Consider the following 18,246-nt stretch of genomic DNA (forward strand, 5'->3'; position numbering starts at 1 on the left):
GGAAGGCGGGACCATGCTGCGCTATTTCGGACGACGCGTGCTGACATTGATACCGACGCTGTTCGCGGTGCTGACGCTGGCCTTCGTATTGGTGCGTATCGTGCCGGGCGATCCGGCGCTGATCATCCTGGGTGATCAGGCCACCCCCGAGGCGATTGCGCGGTTCCACAGCGAAACCGGTCTGGATCTGCCGATCTGGCAGCAATACCTCGGCTTCCTCTCTGAACTGCTGCGGGGCGATCTGGGCGTGTCGATGATATCGAACCGGCCCGTACTTACCTCGATCATGGAGGTTTTGCCCTATACTCTGGAACTGTCGCTGGCCGGGGTCGCCGTCGGTGTGTCCTTCGGCGTGCCGCTGGGTGTGATCGCGGCGCGTTCGAACGGCGGCTGGGCCGATTGGGCGGTGCGCATCTTAACGCTGGGCGGGCTGTCTTTTCCGGCCTTTGTGTCGGCGGTGATGCTGCTGTTGGTGTTTTCCGTCTGGCTGGGCTGGTTTCCGGTGATCTCGACCGGGAAACCGATCACCGATCCCGTGGGAAGGCTGATGTCGCTGGCGCTGCCTGCTTTCAGTCTGGGACTGGTGATGATGGCCTATGTGGCACGGGTCACGCGGGGCGGCATGATGAACGTCATGCGCTCGGATTTCATCCGCACGGCACGGGCCAAGGGGGTCCCGGCACGACGCATCGTCTGGAAACACGCGCTGCGCAACGTGCTTTTGGGGGTGGTGACCTTTACCGGCCTCTATTTCAGCGTGCTGATCGGCAATTCGGTCCTGACCGAGATCGTCTTCAACCGGCCCGGTCTGGGCAAGCTGGTGGTCGGTGCGCTGGAGCGGCGGGACTATACCCTGCTGCAAGGCCTGGTCGTGGCCTATGCGATCCTTGTGGTGCTGGTCAACGCGCTGACGGATCTGTGTTACGGGGCCGTTGATCCAAGGGTGAAAACAGAATGAACGATGCACCCGAAACCGGCCCGCCCCCGCGCAAGGTCCGCAGCCCCGGCTGGCATGCCATTGTCATCGGCGCCTCGATCATGGTGGTCGTCATCCTCGCGGCCCTGTTCGCGCCGTTGATCGCTCCGCATGACCCCTACGCGCAATCCATGCTGGCGCGGTTTCGCCCGCCTTCGGCCGAATACTGGCTGGGCTCGGACCGGTTCGGGCGGGACACCTTCTCGCGCATCCTCTACGGGTTGCGGATCACGCTGTGGACCGCCTTGGCCTCGACGGTGATGGCCATGGTCACGGGAACGGCAGCGGGAATCCTGTCGGGTTACCACGGCGGGCGGGTGGATCGCTGGATCTCCGCGGCCAACGACGTGCTGATGAGCTTTCCGCAGATGGTGGCGGGGATCATCATCGTCGCGCTGCTGGGTCCGGGTGTCACCAACCTGATCATCGCCATCGCGATCACCACCTTTCCCGCCTTTTACCGCATGGCACGCTCCGCGGCACTGGCCTTGCGCGAACGTGACTACATCGACGCCTGCCGGGTGCTTGGCTATTCGGACCTGCGTATCGTGTCGCGACACATCCTGCCGGAAACGATGGACGACATGATCGTCATCGCGACACTCTGGCTGGCCACCGCTGTCAGAACCGAAAGCTCGCTGGCCTTTATCGGTCTGGGCGCGCCACCGCCGGCGGCCACGCTGGGCGGGCTGGTGCGCGAGGGGTTCGACAACCTGCTGGATTTTCCCGGCCTTGCCATCTGGCCGTCGCTGGCGATCCTGGTGGTAATGATCGGCCTCAACCTGATGGGCGACGGGTTGCGCGACGCCAATGATCCAAGGACCTCGGCATGAGCGTTCTGGATGTGGACAACCTGCGCACCACGCTGAACCTGAACGGGCGCGCCTGCCACGTCCTGCGCGATGTGTCCTTCCGCGTGGCCGAGGGCGAAACCCTGGCCATCGTCGGCGAAAGCGGCTGCGGCAAAAGTATGCTGGCCATGTCCATCATGGGTTTGCTGCCGTCTGTCGCCAGGATCACCCAAGGGCACGTCGTTCTGGACGGGCACGCCCTGGAGAAAGAACCCGAGCGCGCCATGGAAAAGATCCGCGGCGCCAGGATCGGCATGGTCTTTCAGGAGCCGATGACCGCATTGAACCCGGTGTTCACCGTCGGTGCCCAGATATCCGAACCGCTGCGCGATCATCTGGGGCTGTCCCGGCGCGACGCCCGCGAGGCCGCCATCGAGTTGATGGAAAAGGTCCGCATCCCCTCTGCCGCAAGCCGCTATACGTCATACCCGCACGAATTTTCCGGCGGCATGCGGCAGCGTGTGGTGATCGCCCTTGCGATCGCCTGTGGACCGCGCCTGTTGATCGCGGACGAGCCGACCACGGCGCTGGACGTGACCGTGCAGCGCCAGTTGCTGGATCTGCTGGACCACCTGCAGGACGAGGGGCGGATGGGGATGCTGCTGATCACCCACAACCTGGCCATTGTGGCGGGGCACGCCGACCGTGTTGTCGTCATGTATGGCGGTGATGTGGTGGAATCCGCCACCGTCCGCGATCTGTTCCGCAATCCCGCACATCCTTATGCACGCGCCCTGCTGGCCAGCCTGCCACGGGTTGACCGCGACCTGTCCGAACTGGCCTCCATTCCCGGGCGCGTGCCACCGCTGGCCGGGCTGCCCGATGGCTGTCGCTTCAAGGATCGCTGCCCGCATGCGATGGACATATGCGAGCAGATGCCGCCCCCCACCGAAATGCCGGGCGAGGCCGGCCATAACGTGCGTTGCTGGCTGCACGTCGAAGGAGGCGAACATGCTGCTGACGGTTGACGCGCTCAGGGTGATCTATCCGATCAAACGTGGCTGGCCGGTGCCCGGAACCCACCGGTTGACGGCTGTGGACGGGGTCGGCTTTTCGGTCGATACAGGCGAGGCATTGGGCATCGTCGGCGAAAGCGGCTGCGGAAAATCCACCGTCGCCCGCGCGATCCTGCGTCTGGTCGAGCCGAGCGCAGGCAAGGTTGTGTTCGCGGGAGTCGACATCGCCCGCCTGCCGCTGCGCCGGATGCGGCACCTGCGCCCGAAGCTGCAAATGATCTTTCAGGATCCTGCCGCGTCGTTGTCGCCCCGGATGCGCATTGGCGCGGCGCTGGCAGAGGCGATCCGCGTGCATGACATCGCCAAAGGCAATGCCATCAACGATCTGGTGCGCAACGCTCTTGACGAGGTCGGCCTGCCGCCGAACTCTGTCGACAGGTACCCGCATGAATTCTCGGGCGGGCAGAAACAGCGTATCGGCATCGCGCGCGCCCTGGTCCTGTCACCCGATCTGATCATCGCGGACGAGCCCGTCTCGGCGCTGGACGTGTCGGTGCAGGCGCAAATCCTGAACCTGATGGCGCGGCTCAAGGCGGAACGCGGGATCGCCTTTGTCTTTATCTCGCATGATCTGGGCGTGGTGCGCCATTTCTGTGAACGCACCTCGGTGATGTATCTGGGGCAGGTGATCGAAAGCGGGGCCACCCGCGCCATTTTCGACGCCCCCGCCCATCCCTATACCCGCCTGCTGCGCAGCGTGTCGCCCGTGCCCGACCCCGAACGCACCGCCGCGCCGCTGGTCTTCGAGGGTGAGCCGCCTTCGCCGCTGGACCCGCCCGGCGGTTGCCGGTTTCATCCCCGTTGTCCCTTTGTCACCGGGGTGTGCCGCACCACCATGCCGGATCTGCGCCCGGTCGCTGCGCGTCAGGTGGCCTGCCATCACGCCGAATCCCTGCCTGCGAACGAGGACGCGCCATGACACGCAAGGTCATCCATTCCAGCCACTGGGGCGCCTATTACGCGCGCCAGGGCAAGGACGGGCTGGACATCACCCCGCATGAAGGGGATCGCGCGCCCAGCGAGATCCTGCAAAACATGCGCGGTGCGCTGGACCATCCCGCGCGCGTGTTGCGCCCCGCCGTGCGCCAAAGCTGGCTGCGTCGCGGTCCCGGACCGCGCGACCGCGCGATCGGAGATCCCTTCGTCGAGGTCAGCTGGGACACCGCCGCATCCCTGTTGGCGGATGAGGTGCGCCGCGTGCGCAGCGCGCACGGGCCCGAAGCGGTCTATGGCGGCTCCTACGGATGGGCCAGCGCGGGGCGGTTTCATCATGCGCAAAGCCAGGTCCACCGCTTTCTCAACACGGCTTTCGGCGGCTATGTCTCCGGCGTTGCCAGCTACAGCGCCGGGGCCTCGGCGCCGCTTTTGCCACGGCTGATCGGCAATTATACCGAAATCTCGCGCAACACGGTATCGTGGAAACACATCGAGGCCGAGACCGAATTATTCCTCAGTTTCGGTGGGTTGCCACCGCGTAATTCCGCGATCGGCAATGGCGGCGTCAGCGATCACATCGAACATGACATGATGCGCCGGATCGCCGCGAGGGGCGGGGTCTTTCATCTGGTATCGCCCATCCGCGACGACATTCCCGACGACATCGGCGCCACCTGGCACGCGATCCGCCCCGGAACGGACACCGCGCTTATGCTGGCGATGGCCTATGTCCTGCAGGATGAAGGGCTGGCCGATACCGCGTTCCTCAAGGACTACTGTGTCGGATACGAGCGGTTCCGCAGTTCGCTTCTGGGCAACGCCGACGGTGGCCCCAGGACGCCCGTCTGGGCCGAGACCATCACCGGCATCCCCGCCGATACCATCGCCACGCTGGCGCGCGATCTGGTGCGCAAACGCACGCTGATTTCGGTGGCTCATGCGTTGCAGCGCGCGGAGTTCGGCGAACAGCCCGTCTGGGCGGCCCTGGCGCTGGCCGCGATGGTGGGCCAGATCGGTCTCAAGGGGCGCGGGTTCACCTATGCGCTTGGATCTCTGGCGCATACCGGACGCCAAAGGGTATCCGTGCCCATCCCCGTACTGTCGCAGGGCATCAACCGATGCGCCGCCTTTATTCCGGTGGCGGCGATATCCGAGATGCTGCTGAACCCCGGCGCGCCGTTCCGGTTCATGGGACAGAAACAGACCTATCCCGACATCCGTCTGCTGTGGTGGGCGGGTGGCAATCCCTTTCACCATCATCAGGAACTGCATCGCCTGTCGCGGGCGATCGGGCGGGTCGATACCTTCGTGGTGCAGGAGCAGGTCTGGACCGCTACGGCGAAATCGGCCGACATCGTCCTGCCGATTTCCTTTTCGCTGGAACGGGACGATTTCGGCGCGACGCGCAACGATCCCCGCCTGTTCGCCATGCAGCGACTCTGCGCACCAAGCGGTGAGGCGCGATCGGACTATGACGCCCTGTCGGCTGTGGCGGCGGCGCTGGGGCCGGACGAACATGCCGCTTTTACAGAAGGGCGCAGCGCCGCGGACTGGCTGCGTCACCTTTACGAGCCGACGCGCGTTGCGCTGGAAGCCATGGGGCTGGACGCGCCCGATTTCGACAGATTCTGGCAGGACGGATGGATCGACCTGCCCTGCCACCCCGACAGCGGCGGATTTCTGGAGGCGTTTCGCAATGACCCGCAGGAACATCCCCTTGGCACGCCGTCCGGCAAGATCGAGATCCATTCCCGTGAAATCGCCGGCTATGGCCTTGACGATGTTCCGGGGCTGCCGGTGTGGCGTCCACACCGGCGCCCGCCCAACGCCGACTATCCGCTGTTTCTGATCGCCAACGCGCCGGAATCAAAGCTGCACAGCCAGCTGGATTTCGGGCCGACCTCGACCGCGGCCAAGGTGGCGGGACGCGAGCGGTTGCGGCTGAACTCGGTCGATGCCGCCCGCTTGGGCCTGCGTGATGGTGACATGGCGAGGGTGGAGAACGAGTGCGGCGCCTGTCTGGCGGGGGTGCAGATCACCGATCTTGTGCGCGACGGCGTCGTGCATCTGCAAACCGGAGCCTGGTTCGATCCGCAGCCCGACCCCGAGGGCGCCGCGCGCGTGTTCTGTGCCCATGGCAATGCCAACGTCCTGACCCACGACAAGGGCACGTCTCAACTGACCCACGGCTGTTCGGGGCAGATCGGGCGGGTCAATGTCCGCAAATGGACCGGCCCGATACCGCGCCTGCGCGCATTCGATCCGCCACCTTTCGTTTCGGATTCCCCCGAAGGGTCAGCGTCATGATGGCGGACTCGACGCGCTATCAGGAAGCCGCTGCCGTGTGCCGGCCAGCGCCGGATGCAGGATGACTTGGACATGACCACGGCACTGTCTGTTGCGCCCTTTGGTGGCGATGACACCGCCCCCACCGGCTCCGATGTCGTGATCGTCGGCGGCGGCATCGTCGGCGTGCTGAGCGCGCTGGAACTGGCCGAGGCCGGGATATCGGTGACCCTGTGTGAAAAGGGCGTGATCGCGGGCGAGCAATCGTCGCGCAACTGGGGCTGGGTGCGTCAGATGGGGCGCGCCGAAGCGGAATTGCCACTTGCCGCGATCGCGCTGAACCTGTGGCGCGGAATGGATGCGCGGATCAACGGCGCAACCGGATTTCGCCAGACCGGCATCGCCTATGCCGCCTTCACCGAACGTGATTCAGACCACTGGCATCGCTGGCACGAGATCGGAACCCGCCACGGGATCGAGACAAGGTTGCTGAGCGGCGATCAGGTCAGGGCGATGGCGCCCGCCATTCAGGGGCAGGTGCGCATGGCGCTGTGGTCGCCCGGCGACGGTTGCGCGGAACCCTGGCAAAGCGTTCCGGCCATGGCGCGGGCCGCCCGCAGTGCAGGGGCGCGGATTCTGACGCACTGCGCGGTGCGTGCGCTGGACGTCGAGGGTGGGCGCGTTGCGGGCGTCATCACCGAACGGGGCCGCATCCGTGCCCGGCGCGTGATCGTTGCCGGCGGCGTCTGGAGCCGCGCACTGATGGGCAATCACGATATCGACTTTCCCCAACTGCGCGTCGTCGGAACCGTGGCGCGGGTGACCGGCGCGCAAGGCTTGCCCGATCATCCCTTCGGCACCGAGAATTTTTCCTTTCGCCCGCGTCTGGACGGCGGGCACACGCTGACCCTGCGCAACGCCAATGTCGCGCCGATCCTGCCTGACAGCTTTCGCCTGTTTCGCCAATATGCGCCCCGGCTGCGGGAAAACTGGCGCGAGTTTCACCTGAGGGTCGGCGCGGATTTTTTCAGGGATCTGACGGCACCACGCCATTGGAGTCCGGACGAGGAAACCGTTTTCGAGGCCTGCCGCGTCATGGATCCCAAGCCCTCGGCTGTGTTCCTGAAACGCGCTCTGCGCAACGCGATCGAATGCTTTCCGGCATTTGCCAACGTGCAAACCACCCACGCCTGGGCCGGGATGATCGACGTGACGCCGGACGCCATTCCCGTCATCGATTGGGTTCCCGGACTTGAAGGCGTCTTCATGGCGTCGGGCTGTTCGGGCCACGGGTTCGGATTGGGCCCGGCCGTTGCGCGGCTGACCGCCGACTTGCTGCTGGACCGCGGCCCGGTTTCGGATCCGGCGCCCTACCGGTGGAACCGCTTTCGTCCCGCCTGACCCGGCCGGTCTCTTCGAGGGCGCGTCGCTGGCGCCGAAATCGAAAGATGCGCCATGACCGTCCCCAGATCCCCGCGTTGAAACAGCGTTCCATCGTCGACGACCTGGTCCGGCTGCAACGCTGCGCTCAGGAAGCGCGGGTCGCCGTTGATCTGGCCGGACAACAAGACGACCTGGATCGCGCCGCATGAAGGCCACACCGGGCGCCAGAATACCCAAAAACCAACCTGCGGCCTCTGGGGGTGAATGAGGCGCCGGCAGGCGGCAGGTTGTAGCGCAGCCCCTTTCCGGGGGGGTGCGATAAACCTTCGCGCGATGCTGTAGAGCGGTTGTCGCGACGATGAAATTCTGCGAATAATGTGGTCGAATGGTTTTGACAGTTCCGCTTGGTACGCACGGATAGACTACCCCCCGGAGAAAGGATTTCGGGGGCCCCGGGACGACGGAGAGTTAAGGGATCAGCGAGCAGACAGCTTTTTGCAAACTCTGCTCCGCCTCGCATGACGTTGAAAACAGGCCCCGTGGCCCAACTGAATTGAGCAATCCCCCCTTAGCCAAGGTTCTGGGGCAGAAGAAGACAGAGAGACAATAGGTCAACGGCCAGAAGCCGTGTACCGTTACGGCCCCGTAGCTCAGCTGGATAGAGCGGCGGTTTCCTAAACCGTAGGCCGCGTGTTCGAATCACGCCGGGGTCACCAATTTACTTGGCGTTTGTCACCGAAGGTGCGTTGTTGCACAACGCGGCCTGCCCAGGATTCACATCGTGAAACCAATCGGTTAGACGGGCGCATGAGCAAACCGATACCGGCCCGCTCGCGCACGACGAACTGGCCCAGCGACGCAGCGTCGCTGCGCAAGCGCGGGTCAGCACCGGCATCAAGTTTTTGGGCGATCGAGAATGGCAGGCGCGCAAACACGCAATCCAATGCCGACGCCCAATGGCGCAAGGCCCATCTGGCCATGCACACCGCCACGTCTGACATCCGGGCGGTAAAATTCACAGCCAGCAGCCAGGGTGACCGCCCGGTGCGACCGGAACTGCCCGACCAGATCCCCGATGACGAGGAGGTCGCCCCCTCTCGGCAGATTGCTTCGCGATCGCCTGCCGGGCAGCGGACGGAGCCTGTGACACGCGCCGCTGCCACACCGCCACCGTCGAACGCAAGGCTACGGCGATCATTCCGATCCGGAAGAACGATCGGCCTTGGAAAGACGACTGCCCGGCAGCAATCGCCCGCAATGAAACCCTGCGCGCTACACCGCACTATCGCCGGGCGGTCCGGAAACGATGGACAGGATACCATGTCCGAAGCCGGATCGAGGCGAAACCTCTCGTGACACGCTACGCAATGCACTGCCGGTCAGTGGATGCGGTGCCTCAAGGCTTTCGGTGAACGCATCGCTGCAAGAGACCGGGCCGTCAGACCGCCGAAATCCACATCCGCATCGCCCTCACGAACCGCTGCTCGGCCCTCGGTACCGCCGAGATCATTCGCCTGGCCTGACGCCAGCGGGGAAAGGGGCTCTCTCGCCCTCAGGCCGCAATGCTGCAACAATGCCCTTCAGATGACGCTTTGCGTTTCGAAAGGACTTCTTCTCGCGCTCGTAGGCGTCGAGCATTTGCTGGGTTACAAAATTCATTGGTACGATACCGCCACACGCGTCACGCGTTGCGAGACCTCGGTAAATCAGATCCTCCGCATTGCGCTTGGCGAACCCCTTCAGCGAAACCAACTTCTGTGGGTTAGAAGAAGCCGTTCCCTCCGATGGCACGCCCAGCACCAGCACCCCCTTTTCTGATGGAAAAATTGTCGAAGACGTGCCGCCGCACAGCGTCACGCAAGGGCTCGAATTCATCGCCGAGGCTCCGGCTCTTCAGCCACGCCATCCAGGGGCCAAAGAGTCGCTGCCGTCCGCGCCGCCCTCATGAGCCATGGCGGCAAGACAGTCGGTAAGGGCTGCAGGACCATCTTTCAGTATATCGTAGCCCAACGCACCATAGTTCATCCAGTCTTGCTCACTGTGCCCCGCAAGCGCAGCATCTGGCCCCTTTGCAATACGCAGGCCCAGCACTTCACATGCCCGTGACGCCACGTTGAGCTCGAGACGATCCATCCATCGGTCGCCTCGCCCGCTCAGGATGCGGTGCGTGAGATATGCCTCGAAGGGCCTGGAATTTGCCTGGACCAGCGGCTGATCCAAAACCCAATCGTGGTGTTTTTGCAGCTGCGCCGCGAAGTCTCTGGCATCTTTGTGAAATCTCTCAGCTGGAAGGCATACGAGCAAGCACCCATGCTCCGCGCAGCTCCTGATCGACGAGAACTCCCACTGGAGGCGACGCGGTACACGCCACGACTCTGCTGCCGACGGCATCTCGGACCTTATGCATTCCGGACAGACACGGATGCGGCTGCGCTGAAAGCTCTGAAGGGAGGCGAATTCATCCCGCAGTCGGAAATGGCCCTTGCCGAGATGGCGGATAGAAACCCGCTCCACCGCGCACACATCACACCCTGCAAGCTGGGCCAATTGTTCTATGGCCACCTTCTCACCCCGAAAGAGCGGGTCGATCGGAAAGGCAATGTCGCCGCAGAACCTCTGCATCGATATTGCGCCGTTCCTGGCCGCAGGCCGCGACAGCAAGGAAGGGGCCGGCTCGCACGCGGCATGTGCCACCGTCAGCGGCAACTGCGGGAGGTTCGTTCCGGGAGTGGCAGGTAGGCTTTTAACCAAGCGAGGCTTCTGAGATCAGACAAAAGCTGGATTGGCCGGAACTTACGATCACCAGCTCAACTGAGCAACGCTGCTATGATTTCCAGTAGTACCGCCGCCTGGGTCAGTTACCTGTAACAAAAGTCAGTTTTGGTTGGCAACTGACAAGAGGTAAGTGGCGGACCGAGGAGGATTCGAACCCCCGACCCCTTGATTCGTAGTCAAGTACTCTATCCAGCTGAGCTATCGGTCCGTGAGGGCGGTGTGTAACGGCGGTTCCGCAGATCCGCAAGTAGCTTTTTCGAGAAATTTGCATGACGTGAACGTCACTCCGATTTGCGCCGGGCGTCAGGGTTGACCGCGTTGCTGATGTTTTGCTCTGCGGCGTTGCGATCACCGCTGTGGGTGATCTTGTCGTGTGAAAAGCAGGCGTCGGTGCCCGCGCGCCAGTCTTTCGGTTCAGCGTTGAACGTGCCAGCGCGTGTCGCAGGTCCATGCGTCCCTGCGGATGGCGTCATGACGACCCGTTGGACACTGCGACACGGTCAGGCGATGGACGTCATCGGGCGCAAGCAGCCTGCGCCTGCTGCTGTTTCCGACTGCAACGCCCCCGTGCGCGCCGGGCGGGGGCCTTAGCCCCGATCGTGAAAGAACGCGTAGATCCGTTCGGCGAGCGCCGCGCTGACCCCGTCCACCGCCTTGAGATCGGCGAGGTTGGCGCGAGAGACGGCCTTGGCCGAGCCGAAATGGGCCAGCAGGGCGCGTTTGCGGGATGCCCCCACGCCGGGCACCTCGTCCAGCGGATTGGCCATCTGCGATTTGGCCCGCTTGGCGCGGTGGGTGCCGATGGCAAAGCGGTGCGCCTCATCGCGCAGGCGCTGGATGAAATACAGCACCGGATCGTTGTGGCGCAGGGCAAAGGGGCGCTGTCCGATGCGGTGGAATTCTTCCTTGCCCGCGTCGCGGTCGACCCCCTTGGCCACGCCGACCATGGGCACGTCCTCGACGTTATATTCGCGCATGATTTCCGCCACGGCCGAAACCTGGCCCGCGCCGCCGTCGATCAGCAGAAGGTCGGGCCATAGACCCTTGGTCCGGTCGGGATCGTCCCTGAGCAGGCGGGTAAAACGGCGGGTCAGCACCTCTTTCATCATGCCGAAGTCATCGCCGGGCACCAGATCTTCGCCCTTGATATTGTACTTGCGGTACTGGTTTTTCATGAACCCTTCGGGGCCCGCGACGATCATGCCGCCCACCGCGTTGGTGCCCATGATGTGACTGTTGTCATAGACTTCGATCCGCCGTGGCGGGCTGTCCAGCCCGAAGGCTTCGGCCACGCCGCGCAGCAACTTGGCTTGCGTCGCGGTTTCCGACATGCGCCGGGCCAGGCTTTCACGCGCGTTGCGCGCCGCGCCTTCGACCAGCTCGGCCTTTTCGCCACGCAGCGGCACGGCGATTTCAACCTTGCGGCCGGCCTTGCCGGACAGGGCGTCGATCATCAGGTCTTCGTTGTCGATGGCATTGCTCAGCAGCAGCAGGCGGGGCGGTTCCTTGGTGTCGTAGAACTGGCCGATGAACGCTTCGAGCACTTCGGCCGCGTCCACGTCTTCGCCGACGCGGGGGTAGAAATCCTTGTTGCCCCAATTCTGGTTGGCGCGGATGAAAAACACCTGCACACAGGCCTGCCCGTGATCCATGTGCAGCGCGATGACGTCGGCCTCGGCCACCCCCTGGGGGTTGATGCCCTGCACCGTCTGTACCTGCGTCAGCGCCCGGATGCGGTCGCGCAGGGCGGCGGCGCGCTCGAACTCCATCGCTTCGGAGGCTTGTGCCATTTGCGCCGCGAGCGTTTCCTGCACACTGGTCGATTTGCCGGACAGGAACCGCTGCGCATCGGACACGCTGGCGCGGTAATCGTCTTCGGCGATCAGCCCCACGCATGGCCCGGAACATCGCTTGATCTGGTACAGCAGGCAGGGCCGCGTGCGCCCGGTGAACTGCGAATCCGAGCAGTTGCGCAGCAGAAACGCCTTTTGCAGCTGATTCAGCGTGCGGTTCACCGCCCCGGCGCTGGCAAAGGGGCCGTAATAGGCGGCCTTTTCGGTCTTGGCGCCGCGATGTTTGCGGATCTGGGGAAAGGCATGCTCGGTCGTCACCTGGATCTGCGGAAAGCTCTTGTCATCGCGCAGCAGCACGTTGAACTTGGGCTTGAGCTGCTTGATCAGGTTCTGTTCCAGCAGCAGCGCCTCGGTTTCGGTGCGCGTGGTCAGAAACATCATCGACGCGGTGTCCGCAATCATCCGCGTGATGCGACGCGAATGGCCGGTGGGGCGCGCATAGCTGGACACGCGCGCGCGCAGGTTGCGCGCCTTGCCGACGTACAGCACCCGGCTCTGGTCATCGAGCATGCGATAGACGCCCGGACTGGTTTCAAGTGTCCTGAGGTAGGACTGGATCACCTCATGCCCGCGGGGGGCGGCATTTTCGGGCTCGGTCATTCCTTGTTCCGTCATCCTGGCGGCGGCTCGATTCGCCCCGCTTTGCTGCAACCCGGAGCACCCGAGTTCAAGTGGATTTCAATCCACCACTTCTGTGGAAAACTCTGAGGGCAAAACCGCGTCAGCGCCGAGTTTCCCTTGGATTCAAGGCTGTTCGTCAGGGTGCCTGAAAAAGCGGCAAAATCGCAAGACGTTGTTATCGCGGAGAATATTTTTTCATACCCCCTTAACACCTTGAGTCCGCTTTGTTTTTGTAAACGTTTTTTAACACCGGGATGGCCGGTGCAAAACTTTCCCAAGGGTCACATCATTCCACGCCCAGCACGTCCGGCGTGCGCCACGCCAGATGCTGGCCACCATCCATGCACAGGAGCTGTCCGGTAAAGCCCGGCGCGTCCAGGATAAGCCCCAGCGCGGCAAGGATGTCGGCGGGGTTCGATCCGCGTTGCAGGATGGTGGCCGCGCGCTGCCCGGCGAAATGCGCATCGCTCTGGCGCGCCCCTCTCAGGGTCGGACCGGGGCCGATGGCGTTGACCCGCACGCGCGGTGCAAGCGCCATCGCCGCTGTCTGCGTCAGGGTCCACAGCGCCGATTTCGCCAGGGTATAGGTCATGAACTCGGGCGTAAGCTTGCGCACCCGCTGGTCGATCATGTTGACGATCACGCCCTGCGCGACCGGCTCACCGGCGGCGTCGGGCGCCGGGTCGGGCACCTGCGCCGCCAGCGCCTGCGTCAGGATGAACGGCGCGCGCAGGTTCGACCCGATGTGCCGGGTCCAGCTGTCCAGCGTGGCCGAACCGATGCTGTCGTATTCAAAGATCGACGCGTTGTTGACCAGTACCGTGATCGGCCCGCCCAGGGCTTGCGCCGCGCGCGGCAGCAACGCCTGCGTCGCTGTCTCGTCCAGCAGGTCGGCTTGCAGGGCGACGGCGTTGCGGCCGGCGTCGCGGATCAGCGCGACGACCTCTTTGGCGGCGTCGGCCGAACTTGCATAATGCACCGCAACGTCATGGCCGCGCCGCGCCAGATCCAGCGCGATCGCCCGCCCCAGCCGTTGTGCGCCCCCCGTGACCAAGGCCCGTCTATGCATGTGTCAAACCTTTGCTGTCAGATCAGGACCGCGACGATATACCCGACATAAAGCGCGGTCAGGATCGCGCCCCAGACCCTCCCCAGGTCCTGTTTCAGGAACACGAACGGGATCAGCAGCAGCGACGACGCCAGCATCACCCACAGATCGAAGGACAGGAATTCGGGCGCCACCGGCATCGGCTTGATCAGCGATGCCACCCCGATGATCGCCAGAAGGTTGAACATGTTCGACCCGATCACATTGCCCAGCGCCACGTCCGCCTGGCGGCGGATCGCGGCCATCACCGTGGTCGCGAGCTCTGGCAGCGAGGTGCCGAGTGCGACCAGAGTAAGGCCGATCACCGTGTCCGACACGCCGAACATCCCGGCGATTTCGGTGGCGCTTTCGACCAGAAGATTGGCACCCAGGGGCAGGCCGATCAGGCCAAGCACCAGGAACAGCACGATCTTCCACCAAGGCATGTCCGGATCGGCGCCTTCGGGGTCTTCGGCGTCGCAGACCGCGGTGCGGGCGCCACGCCGGTGGTACAGCGCCTCGCGAACGGAATCGCCCAGCGCCAGCGCCAGTGCCGCCAGCAGCGCCAGCCCGGCCCAGAGATCGAAAATCCCGCGAAAGGCCAAGGCGATGAAGAACAGCGTCGCGGCGATCATGATGACATAGCTTTTGCGGGTATCGTGACCCGAGGTGTGCATCACCGCGATCAGCGCCGGAATCCCCATGACCAGCAGCGCGTTTGCCGTGTTCGACCCGACCACATTGCCCAGTGCGATTCCCGGCACGCCCCGCATCGCCGCCTGGATCGAGATCAGCAACTCGGGGGCCGAGGTGCCGAAGGCCACGATGGTCAGGCTGACCATCAGCGCCGGAATGCCCACCCGCAGCGACAGGTTCACCGCGCCCTTGACAAGGGCATCCCCGGCCAGAAGCAGGATCACCAGCCCGACAGCCGCGTAGACGAAAACCATGGTCAGCCTTTCCCGTTCCCACAGCCGCAGGGGCCGCTACCGATCCTGTAGCGGCCGCAACGTGGGCATTTCCTGTTCGCAATCCGCGCGGCACCCGGCATCCGGAGTTTTCCGAACATGCCAAGCACGGCAATCACCACGAGGAATATCGCGACGATCTTTGCCAGCATTCAGAGACCAAAGCGCGCCCAGGCGGCGCGCTCCTCGATGGCGCCAAGCGCGTCCTGCGTCAGAGCGATGCCAAGACGCGGGATCAGCCGCCGCCTTTGCTCGACCCGGCGAAACCGCACCTTGTCGCCGAATTTCCGTTTCATGACGGGAACAAGGTGGCCCACCCCGTCGGCCAGGCCAACATCGACCGCCGCCTTGCCGATCCACACCTCGCCGGTGAACAGCGACGGATCGTCGGCCAGCCTGTCGCCGCGTCGCCTGCGCACCTGGTCGATAAAGGTCCCGTGCAACTGGGTCAGCAGGCGGTCCAGCCGCGCCACGTCTTCGTCGCTCTCGGGGCGGAACGGGTCCAGCATCGACTTTGAGTCCCCGGCCGTGTGCACCCGGCGTTCGATCCCCTGGCGGTGCAGGAACACATGCGCGCCGAAGCTCGCCGAAATCACCCCGATCGAGCCGAGAATGGAACTGGGGTCGGCGTGGATTTCATCGGCGGCGCAGGCGATCCAGTACCCGCCCGAGGCGGCGACATCTTCGGTAAAGGCATAGACCGGCACGCCGGTTTCTTCCGACAGGCGCCGGATGCGGGCCCCGATCAGCGAGCTTTGCACTGGCGAGCCGCCGGGCGAGTTGATCTCAAGCGCGACGGCCACGGGCTTGCCCTTGCGAAAGGCGCGTTCCAGCGTGGTGCGCAATCCCGTGTCGGAAAGGCTGCGCCCCGACGTCCCGATCGACCCTTGCAGGCGCAGGACGCAGACGAGGGGCTTCTTGTTTCGAAACGGGTTCCAGCGTGTCATGCGGGATGATGTAGAGACGCCGCCACAGACAAACAAGGCACCCGCGCAAAGATGGGCGCGTCATGTGTCTTTCCCTGGTTTCGGCCCTTGAGAGAGGTGCGAAAATAGCGCATTCTGCCCGCCGGGCAGGCGATGGCGTCGCCGGCACCTGTTCAGGTGCTCCCCCCACCCATCCTGAACGCCGGGATCTTGCTTTGCCACCGCGGCGGGGTCGGGTCCGACCCTCCGCGACGCTGAAGGAGGGCCAGCGATGGACCGACCCGCATTTTACCGTTTTCATCAGGGCGACCGTGCGTTGCCGTTTTCCGCCTCTGAATATGAGGCCCGTCTTGCCGGGCTGCGTGCCGCGATGGCCGAAGCCGGGCTGGAGGCCTGCGTGCTCAGCTCGATGCACAACATCGCCTATTACTCGGGTTTCCTGTATTGCAGCTTTGGGCGCCCCTATGCGCTGGTGGTGACCGCGACCGACAGCGTGACGGTTTCGGCGGGGATCGACGCGGCGCAGCCCTGGCGGCGCTGCCACGGCGACAACATCACCTACACCGACTGGGCGCGGAACAATTACTGGCGCGCGATCGGCTCGGTCACCGGCACGGGCCGCGTCATCGGGTATGAAGCCGACCACATGACGCTGACACAAAAGGCGCTGCTGGATCACATGCTGGCGCCGTCGCGCTCGGCGGACATCGCGCCCGCCACCATGCGCCAGCGGATGCGCAAGTCGGATGCCGAGATCGCATTGATCCGCCATGGTGCGCAGGTCGCTGACATCGGCGGCTATGCCATCCGTGACGCCATCCGGCCCGGCGCGCGGGAAATCGACATCGCCATGGCGGGGCGCGACGCGATGGAGGTGGAAATCGCGAAACGCTTTCCCGATGCCGAATACCGCGACACCTGGGTCTGGTTCCAGTCGGGCATCAACACCGATGGGGCGCATAACCCGGTTACGGCGCGCGTGCTGCAACGCGGGGACATCCTGTCGCTGAACTGCTTCCCGATGATCTCGGGCTATTATACCGCGCTGGAACGCACGCTGTTCGTGGGCGAGGTGGATGACGCCTCGCTGAAAATCTGGGAGGCGAACGTGGCCACCCATGAATACGGCATGTCGCTGCTGAGGCCGGGCGCGCATTGCGCTGCGGTGACCGAGCAGATCAATGCGTTCCTTGCCGAACGCGACCTGCTGCAATACCGCACCTTTGGCTACGGCCACAGCTTTGGCATACTGTCGCATTATTATGGGCGCGAAGCCGGGCTGGAGCTGCGCGAAGACATCGACACCGTGCTGGACCCCGGCATGGTGATTTCGATGGAGCCGATGCTGACCCTGCCCGACGGCGCCCCCGGCGCGGGGGGCTACCGCGAGCACGATATTCTGGTGATGACCGATGAGGGCCACGAGAATATCACCGGCTATCCCTTTGGGCCGGCGTTCAACGTGGTCGGATAGCGCGGAGGGGCGCTGCCCCCGCCCTTCGGGCCCCCCGGAGTTTGCCTGGCAAGATGAAGCAGAAGCGTCGCGCCCCGGCTTCGTCTTGCCGGAAAGGCCGCTGCCGGAGGCCTCTTGCGGTCAGGGGCGGGGCGCTGTGCCCGAGGACTGGACCTTGGGCGGCGTCGCGCCTACCGTGGCGCCGCAAACATCGGAGGATGCATCATGGCCGCAGGTTCGAGGATCCGTACCTATTTCGAGGGCACCTGGCACGAGGGTGACGTGGCCGTCATGAAGGCGGCCGATCATGGCATGTGGCAGGGCAGCAGCATCTTTGACGGGGCGCGTTTCGTTAACGGCCTGGCGCCGGATCTCTATGCCCATTGCGCCCGTGCGAACCGGTCGGCAGAAGCGCTGATGTTGCACCCGACCGTCACGCCTTTGGATATGGTTCAGATCGTCTGGGAAGGTCTGTCGGCCTTTGCCAGGGATGCCGCGGTTTACATCCGTCCGATGTATTGGGCGATAAACGGGGATGAGACGGTGCTGGTGCCATCGAAAGGGGCCACCGGATTTGCGATCTCGCTTGAGGAGATTCCGATGGCCGCGCCCGATGCCGCGCAAACGCTGGGCAAGACCAGTTTTCGCCGCCCTGTGCTCGCGGATTCGGTGTGCAACGCCAAGGCGGGCTGCCTTTACCCCAACAACGGTCGGATGCTGGTGGAAACCCGCGCGCGCGGGTTTTCCAACGCTTTGGTGACCGACGCGACGGGCAATGTGGCCGAAAGCGCCACGGCCAACGTGTTTATCGCCAGGGATGGCGAGTTGTTCACCCCGATTGCCAACGGCACGTTTCTGGCGGGGATCACCCGTGCGCGCCATATTGCGAATTTCCGCGCCGATGGTGTGACGGTGCATGAGACCGTGCTGACCTATGCCGATTTCGAGGCGGCGGACGAGGTGTTCCTGTCGGGCAATCTCAACAAGGTGACACCGGTCACCGGGTTCGAGGATAAGAGCTATGCCATCGGCCCGCTGACCCGGCGGGCGCGCGCGCTGTACTGGGACTGGGCGCACAGCGCGGGTTGAGCGCCCATTGCGCCCGCGTGCCCGCT

The 18,246-nt window shown here is 64.4% G+C and carries 16 protein-coding genes, 2 tRNA genes and 1 pseudogene; 11 read left to right on the plus strand and 8 right to left on the minus strand.

Annotated elements, in window-relative coordinates; translation table 11 throughout:
* The first annotated feature begins 13 nt into the window (after window positions 1-13).
* The 9 genes and pseudogenes from ATI53_RS05790 to ATI53_RS05825 all read left to right on the plus strand — a co-directional run.
* Window positions 14-958, plus strand: a complete 945-nt coding sequence (locus tag ATI53_RS05790) for an ABC transporter permease (RefSeq protein ID WP_111549935.1) — start codon at window positions 14-16, stop codon at window positions 956-958.
* Window positions 955-1,809: an ABC transporter permease gene (locus tag ATI53_RS05795; RefSeq protein WP_009504070.1), complete on the plus strand. Its 855-nt coding sequence runs from the start codon at window positions 955-957 to the stop codon at window positions 1,807-1,809. Before ATI53_RS05790 ends, ATI53_RS05795 begins: the two co-directional genes overlap by 4 nt.
* Entirely contained in the window at window positions 1,806-2,795 is a 990-nt protein-coding gene (locus ATI53_RS05800; RefSeq protein WP_111549936.1) for an ABC transporter ATP-binding protein, read from the plus strand. Before ATI53_RS05795 ends, ATI53_RS05800 begins: the two co-directional genes overlap by 4 nt.
* Window positions 2,779-3,762: an ABC transporter ATP-binding protein gene (locus ATI53_RS05805; RefSeq protein ID WP_111549937.1), complete on the plus strand. Its 984-nt coding sequence runs from the start codon at window positions 2,779-2,781 to the stop codon at window positions 3,760-3,762. Before ATI53_RS05800 ends, ATI53_RS05805 begins: the two co-directional genes overlap by 17 nt.
* Complete coding sequence (locus tag ATI53_RS05810; RefSeq protein WP_111549938.1) at window positions 3,759-6,086, plus strand: molybdopterin-dependent oxidoreductase; 2,328 nt, start codon at window positions 3,759-3,761, stop codon at window positions 6,084-6,086. The genes ATI53_RS05805 and ATI53_RS05810 overlap by 4 nt, the downstream gene beginning before the upstream one ends.
* A gap of 72 nt (window positions 6,087-6,158) precedes the next feature.
* A complete protein-coding gene (locus ATI53_RS05815) occupies window positions 6,159-7,466 on the plus strand; it encodes an NAD(P)/FAD-dependent oxidoreductase (protein WP_111549957.1) in 1,308 nt (435 codons plus the stop codon).
* Window positions 7,467-7,513: 47 nt separating this feature from the next.
* Window positions 7,514-7,657, plus strand: coding sequence for a hypothetical protein (locus tag ATI53_RS23210; RefSeq protein WP_009504075.1), 144 nt, complete (start codon window positions 7,514-7,516; stop codon window positions 7,655-7,657).
* 430 nt (window positions 7,658-8,087) lie between these two features.
* Window positions 8,088-8,164, plus strand: a tRNA-Arg gene (locus tag ATI53_RS05820).
* Between the two features lie 168 nt (window positions 8,165-8,332).
* Window positions 8,333-8,971 (plus strand): annotated as a pseudogene (locus tag ATI53_RS05825) (IS5 family transposase); the annotation flags it as partial.
* Here the strand turns inward: ATI53_RS05825 and ATI53_RS23830 are convergent.
* The 8 genes from ATI53_RS23830 to ATI53_RS05860 form a co-directional block, all read right to left on the minus strand.
* Window positions 8,955-9,323: a hypothetical protein gene (locus ATI53_RS23830; protein WP_240778594.1), complete on the minus strand. Its 369-nt coding sequence runs from the start codon at window positions 9,321-9,323 to the stop codon at window positions 8,955-8,957. The pseudogene ATI53_RS05825 and the gene ATI53_RS23830 sit on opposite strands and share 17 nt — an antisense overlap.
* 18 nt (window positions 9,324-9,341) lie before the next feature.
* Window positions 9,342-10,142 (minus strand): TniQ family protein, encoded by an 801-nt coding sequence (locus tag ATI53_RS05830; RefSeq protein WP_240778596.1) that lies wholly within the window; start codon window positions 10,140-10,142, stop codon window positions 9,342-9,344.
* A 212-nt stretch (window positions 10,143-10,354) separates the two neighbouring features.
* Window positions 10,355-10,431 (minus strand) — tRNA-Arg (locus ATI53_RS05835).
* 379 nt (window positions 10,432-10,810) lie between these two features.
* Complete coding sequence (uvrC, locus tag ATI53_RS05845; protein WP_009504079.1) at window positions 10,811-12,676, minus strand: excinuclease ABC subunit UvrC; 1,866 nt, start codon at window positions 12,674-12,676, stop codon at window positions 10,811-10,813.
* Between the two features lie 11 nt (window positions 12,677-12,687).
* Window positions 12,688-12,975: a hypothetical protein gene (locus tag ATI53_RS22930; protein WP_146609890.1), complete on the minus strand. Its 288-nt coding sequence runs from the start codon at window positions 12,973-12,975 to the stop codon at window positions 12,688-12,690.
* A gap of 8 nt (window positions 12,976-12,983) precedes the next feature.
* Window positions 12,984-13,766, minus strand: a complete 783-nt coding sequence (locus ATI53_RS05850) for an SDR family oxidoreductase (RefSeq protein ID WP_111549940.1) — start codon at window positions 13,764-13,766, stop codon at window positions 12,984-12,986.
* A 17-nt stretch (window positions 13,767-13,783) separates the two neighbouring features.
* Window positions 13,784-14,734 carry a calcium/sodium antiporter gene (locus ATI53_RS05855; RefSeq protein WP_009504081.1) on the minus strand — a complete coding sequence of 317 codons (951 nt, stop codon included), beginning with the start codon at window positions 14,732-14,734 and terminating at the stop codon, window positions 13,784-13,786.
* A 170-nt stretch (window positions 14,735-14,904) separates the two neighbouring features.
* Window positions 14,905-15,699 (minus strand): S49 family peptidase, encoded by a 795-nt coding sequence (locus ATI53_RS05860; protein ID WP_111549941.1) that lies wholly within the window; start codon window positions 15,697-15,699, stop codon window positions 14,905-14,907.
* A 250-nt stretch (window positions 15,700-15,949) separates the two neighbouring features.
* Between ATI53_RS05860 and ATI53_RS05865 the strand changes: the two genes are divergently transcribed.
* Together ATI53_RS05865 and ATI53_RS05870 are read left to right on the plus strand one after the other, a co-directional pair.
* Window positions 15,950-17,152 (plus strand): aminopeptidase P family protein, encoded by a 1,203-nt coding sequence (locus tag ATI53_RS05865; RefSeq protein WP_009504083.1) that lies wholly within the window; start codon window positions 15,950-15,952, stop codon window positions 17,150-17,152.
* 204 nt (window positions 17,153-17,356) lie between these two features.
* Window positions 17,357-18,220, plus strand: a complete 864-nt coding sequence (locus ATI53_RS05870) for a branched-chain amino acid aminotransferase (protein WP_009504084.1) — start codon at window positions 17,357-17,359, stop codon at window positions 18,218-18,220.
* Window positions 18,221-18,246 lie beyond the last annotated feature (26 nt).

This window comes from Salipiger aestuarii, from assembly GCF_003259905.1.
GTDB classification, from domain to species: domain Bacteria; phylum Pseudomonadota; class Alphaproteobacteria; order Rhodobacterales; family Rhodobacteraceae; genus Salipiger; species Salipiger aestuarii.

Coding starts and splice junctions, on each gene's coding strand:
- ATI53_RS05865 (WP_009504083.1), top strand. CDS start 15,950: ATGGACCGACCCGCATTTTACCGTTTTCATCAGGGCGACCGTGCGTTG.
- ATI53_RS05810 (WP_111549938.1), top strand. CDS start 3,759: ATGACACGCAAGGTCATCCATTCCAGCCACTGGGGCGCCTATTACGCG.
- ATI53_RS05795 (WP_009504070.1), top strand. CDS start 955: ATGAACGATGCACCCGAAACCGGCCCGCCCCCGCGCAAGGTCCGCAGC.
- ATI53_RS05870 (WP_009504084.1), top strand. CDS start 17,357: ATGGCCGCAGGTTCGAGGATCCGTACCTATTTCGAGGGCACCTGGCAC.
- uvrC (WP_009504079.1), bottom strand. CDS start 12,676: ATGACCGAGCCCGAAAATGCCGCCCCCCGCGGGCATGAGGTGATCCAG.
- ATI53_RS05855 (WP_009504081.1), bottom strand. CDS start 14,734: ATGGTTTTCGTCTACGCGGCTGTCGGGCTGGTGATCCTGCTTCTGGCC.
- ATI53_RS05815 (WP_111549957.1), top strand. CDS start 6,159: ATGACCACGGCACTGTCTGTTGCGCCCTTTGGTGGCGATGACACCGCC.
- ATI53_RS23830 (WP_240778594.1), bottom strand. CDS start 9,323: ATGAATTCGAGCCCTTGCGTGACGCTGTGCGGCGGCACGTCTTCGACA.
- ATI53_RS05805 (WP_111549937.1), top strand. CDS start 2,779: ATGCTGCTGACGGTTGACGCGCTCAGGGTGATCTATCCGATCAAACGT.
- ATI53_RS05790 (WP_111549935.1), top strand. CDS start 14: ATGCTGCGCTATTTCGGACGACGCGTGCTGACATTGATACCGACGCTG.
- ATI53_RS23210 (WP_009504075.1), top strand. CDS start 7,514: ATGCGCCATGACCGTCCCCAGATCCCCGCGTTGAAACAGCGTTCCATC.
- ATI53_RS05850 (WP_111549940.1), bottom strand. CDS start 13,766: ATGCATAGACGGGCCTTGGTCACGGGGGGCGCACAACGGCTGGGGCGG.
- ATI53_RS05860 (WP_111549941.1), bottom strand. CDS start 15,699: ATGACACGCTGGAACCCGTTTCGAAACAAGAAGCCCCTCGTCTGCGTC.
- ATI53_RS05800 (WP_111549936.1), top strand. CDS start 1,806: ATGAGCGTTCTGGATGTGGACAACCTGCGCACCACGCTGAACCTGAAC.